4 protein-coding genes and 1 pseudogene are annotated in these 4,157 nt (G+C 73.6%); 3 read left to right on the forward strand and 2 right to left on the reverse strand.

Going from position 1 to position 4,157, the window contains the following annotated elements; genetic code table 11:
* Both H305_RS53155 and H305_RS0143460 read right to left on the reverse strand, forming a co-directional pair.
* A partial coding sequence (locus H305_RS53155) for a PAS domain S-box protein (protein ID WP_158690706.1) occupies positions 1 to 158 on the reverse strand: 158 nt, incomplete at its 3' end.
* Positions 159 to 397: 239 nt separating this feature from the next.
* A complete protein-coding gene (locus H305_RS0143460; RefSeq protein WP_028805923.1) occupies positions 398 to 1,708 on the reverse strand; it encodes a phosphoribosyltransferase family protein in 1,311 nt (436 codons plus the stop codon).
* 263 nt (positions 1,709 to 1,971) lie between these two features.
* On the opposite strand from H305_RS0143460, the gene H305_RS0143465 reads away from it, so the two are divergent.
* The 3 genes and pseudogenes from H305_RS0143465 to H305_RS49100 form a co-directional block, all read left to right on the forward strand.
* Positions 1,972 to 3,039: a zinc-dependent alcohol dehydrogenase family protein gene (locus H305_RS0143465; RefSeq protein ID WP_028805924.1), complete on the forward strand. Its 1,068-nt coding sequence runs from the start codon at positions 1,972 to 1,974 to the stop codon at positions 3,037 to 3,039.
* Between the two features lie 49 nt (positions 3,040 to 3,088).
* Positions 3,089 to 3,529 (forward strand): pyridoxamine 5'-phosphate oxidase family protein, encoded by a 441-nt coding sequence (locus tag H305_RS0143470; RefSeq protein ID WP_028805925.1) that lies wholly within the window; start codon positions 3,089 to 3,091, stop codon positions 3,527 to 3,529.
* Positions 3,530 to 3,806: 277 nt separating this feature from the next.
* Positions 3,807 to 4,157 (forward strand): annotated as a pseudogene (locus H305_RS49100) (histidine kinase); the annotation flags it as partial.

Consider the following 4,157-nt stretch of genomic DNA (forward strand, 5'->3'; position numbering starts at 1 on the left):
TCGGTCTGGGCGTTGACGAGTCGGATGATGCCGGTGTCGTCGACGATGACCATGGCGTCGGGCGCGGCCTCGAGGAGCCCGCGGAACCTTTCCTCCGCGGCACGGGGACCGCTCGTGTCCGTGCCGTCGCCGCACCGGCACCCCGGCCGCGCCACCATGCCGGCGGAACCGGATGCCACTGATTCGGCCAAGTCGCTCATGCCCATCCCCGATCCGCGGCTCACCATGAGTCGGCCATCTCAGCGCACCCCGTGCCCCGCCACACGGACATGTCGCTTAGTGGCCCCACAACGGTCGAAACCGGCCGTCGGCGGTGCCTGCGGTGACAACTCCGCTGCCACGTGGGTCCGGCCGCGGAAGCGGAGGCGCGACTTCGGGGCCCCGCGGTTCGCGGTGGTCAGGCGGATCTGAGCGGCGGAGTGCCGGCCTGTGGAGGGGCGAGGCGCGTGGTGAACCAGTCGCGGGCCAGTTCGGCGACCGTGGTCAGGGTGTCCGACTCGGCGAAGAGGTGGCCCGCTCCGGGGACCACGGCGAGGCGGTGCTCGCAGCGCATCCGGTCGGCGGCGAGCCGGTTGAGACTGAGCACCTGCGTGTCGAGACCGCCGACGATGAGCAGGGTCGGGGCCCGGAGGCGGGCCAACGCCGCAGGGGAGGCCAGGTCGGGGCGGCCGCCGCGGGAGACGACCGCACCGATCGCGGGGTCGTCGGCCGCGGCCTCCAGCGCCGCCCCGGCGCCCGTGCTCGCCCCGAAGTAGCCCACGGGCAGGGCGGTTTGGCGGCGCAGCCAGGCTGCCGCCGACTGGAGGCGGCCGGCCAGCAGGGCGATGTCGAACACGTTGTCGCGGTCGCCTTCCTCCTCCTCGGTGAGCAGGTCGAGCAGCAGCGTCCCGAGGCCGGCTCGGTTGAGGACGCCGGCGACGTACCGATTGCGGGGGCTGTGCCGGCCGCTGCCGCTGCCGTGCGCGAAGGCGACCACGGCACGGGCGGACTCCGGGAGCACGAACCGCGCGGCCAGCCGCTCCCGGCCCGAGGGCACCTCGACCTCCCGGTTCGGCGGTGGCGGGTCCGGTGCGGGCGGGACCGGGCCGGCCAGCAGCGCGGTGACCTCGTCGTCGGTGGTCTGGGCGAAGTCGTGGTACCAGGCACCGACCGAACCGAACCAGCGCTGGGGGGCGGGACACACGACCTCGTCGGCCACCGTCAGCAGGTGGGGAAGGGTCTCCTCCGGCGCGACCGGGACGGCGAGCACGACCCGGGCGGCGCCTTGGTCGCGCACCACGCGGCAGGCGGCCTCGGCGGTGGCGCCGGTGGCCAGGCCGTCGTCCACGACCACGACCGTCCGCCCGGCCAGGGGCACCGGCGCACGGTCGGCGCGGTAGCGGCGTACGCGCCGTGCCAGCTCGGCCCGCTCGGCCTCCTCCACGGCGGCCAGCTGCGCGGAGTCCACACCGGTCGCACGGATCACCCGCTCGTTCAGGACGCGGACGCCGTGCTCGCCGATCGCGCCGAAACCGAGCTCCGGCTGCCACGGGACGCCCAGCTTGCGCACCACCAGCACGTCCAGCGGCGCGTCCAGCGCCGTCGCCACCACATGGGCCACCGGGACGCCGCCCCGCGGCAGCCCGAGCACCACCGTGTCCTCGCTCCGCAGATGCTCCAGGTCCTCGGCCAGACGGCGCCCGGCATCCGTACGGTCCTCGAATCGCATCCGGCACCTCCTCGCGCCCGCACCCCACGGGCACCGTTCCCCTTCCATTGCAGCGCGCTCCGGCCGAGTCGGCAGTCCACGGGGACACGGAGCGAGCCGGCCGGCGGGCCACGGGGGCCGGTCGGCCCAAGCGCGCGACCGAAGAGCGGGCCAGACTGAACCCGTGGGGCCGGTCCGGGTGTCCCACCGGAGCCCGGACCGCACCGGCCGTGCAGAGGCCGCGGGCCCCGGCTTCCGTGCAGACCAAGGACAGTAGGAGCGTCATGAAAGGCTTCGTCTTCCACGGTCCCGGACAGTCCGCCTGGGAGGACGTCCCCGACCCGGACATCAAGGCACCCACCGACGCGATCGTGCAGGTCGGCGTCGTCACCATCTGCGGAACGGACCTGCACATCCTCAAGGGCGACGTGCCGGAGGTGCGCCCCGGCACCGTGCTCGGCCACGAGGCCGTCGGCGTGGTCGTCGAGATCGGCGGCGACGTCGGGACCGTACGGCCGGGCGACCGCGTGCTCGTCTCCTGCATCAGCGCGTGCGGACGCTGCCGCTACTGCCGGGAGGCGATGTACGGCCAGTGCCTGGGCGGCGGGGGCTGGATCCTCGGCCATCTGATCGACGGCACCCAGGCCGAGTACGTGCGGGTCCCGTACGCCGACCTCTCCGTGCATCCCCTGCCCGGCGCCATGGCGAGCCAGGACGCCGTGCTGCTGGCGGACATCTTCCCCACCTCCTACGAAGTGGGTGTGCTCAACGGACAGGTCCGGCCGGGCGACACCGTGGTGGTCGTCGGGGCCGGTCCCATCGGACTCGCGGCGATCGCCACGGCCCGGCTGTTCGCGCCCGAGCGGATCGTCGCCGTGGACCTGGCCCCCACCCGGCTCGACGCGGCCAGGCGCCTCGGCGCGGACGCCGTGGCACTCGTCGGCGAGGACCCCGAGCAACTGATCGCGGACCTGACCGAGGGCCTGGGCGCCGACGTGGTCATCGAGGCCGTGGGGGTGCCCGAGAGCTTCGAACTCTGCACCCGCATGGTCCGGCCCGGCGGCCATGTGGCCAACGTCGGAGTGCACGGCAAACCCGCGACCCTGCACCTCGAAGACCTGTGGACCAAGGACGTGACCATCACCACCGGTCTGGTCGACACCTACTCCACGCCGACCCTGCTGCGGATGGCGACGGCCGGCCGGCTGCCGACCGGTGACCTCGTCACCCACACCTTCCCGCTCGACCGCATCGAGGAGGCGTACGACGTGTTCGCCGGGGCCGCCGACACCGGCGCCCTCAAGGTGGTGCTCGGCGGGGAGCTGCACGAGCTCGCCGTTCGCGCGGCCTGAGTCCGGCCCGGGACACGCAGGGCGGCGGCACGACATGAGAGACGGGCCGATGTACCCACACGACGGATTCCGCGAGCTCGACCGGCCGGAGTGCCTGCGCCGACTGGCCCTGGTGCCCGTGGGACGCATCGTCCACACCCGTCAGGCACTACCCGCCGTCCTGCCGGTGAACTTCAGCCTGGACACCGACGGTGCGGTGCTGTTGTGCACCTCCGCGTCCTCCGAGCTGGTGCGGGCGATCGACGACTCGGTCGTCGCCTTCGAGGCCGACCAGGTCGACCCGGCCGCCAGGTCCGGCTGGAGCGTCGTCGTCACCGGGGCCGCCACCGTGGTCACGGATCCGGACGAGCACGCGCGGCTCGTCCGGACCGGTCCGCGCTCCTGGGTGTCCGCGCCGCGGGAGGTCTTCGTACGCATCGCGGCGGAGCTGGTCACCGGACGTGAACTCGTCGGGGACGAGACAGCGGAGGGGGTGCCCTTCACCGTGTGAACGGTCCGTCACCGGCCATACGGGGCCGTCACGGTTCACACGGGGCTTTCACCAGCCGTACGGGCGCCGCCCTCACGGGTCACGCGGGCACGGCCGTCACCGGTCACGCATGGACGGCCATGACGGTGTCGGGCACCTGGTGAGGGCGGGCACCGGGCTCCGTGCGGACGGCCGGAACCGGCCACGCGCCCTCGGCACTCCCTGCCCCCTCCCACTACCGTGACACATGACCGCAAGGATCAGCGCCCGCGCGTCGAGCGCACCTGGAGGAGTGCAGGTGGGAAGCTCCGAAGAGGCCCGACAGGCCCGCGTACGGCTGCCTCAGCTGAGGCTGGACGAACTACTGGGGGAGTTGCAGGCACGGCTGGACGCGGCCCGTGGGACGCGCGACCGGGTGCACAGTCTCCTGGAGGCGGTGCTCGCGGTGGGGCGGGAGCTGGATCTGGAGCAGGCGCTGCACAGCATCGTCGAGGCCGCGGCGGCGCTCGTGGACGCCGAGTACGCGGCGCTCGGTGTCATCGGCCCCGACGGCAGGAGGCTGTCGGCCTTCCACACGGTCGGCGTCAGCGACGAGCAGATCGCCCGGATCGGCGCGTATCCGGAGGGGCACGGCATCCTGGGCGAGCTG

It is taken from the genome of Streptomyces sp. 142MFCol3.1 (assembly GCF_000424945.1).
GTDB classification, from domain to species: domain Bacteria; phylum Actinomycetota; class Actinomycetes; order Streptomycetales; family Streptomycetaceae; genus Streptomyces; species Streptomyces siamensis.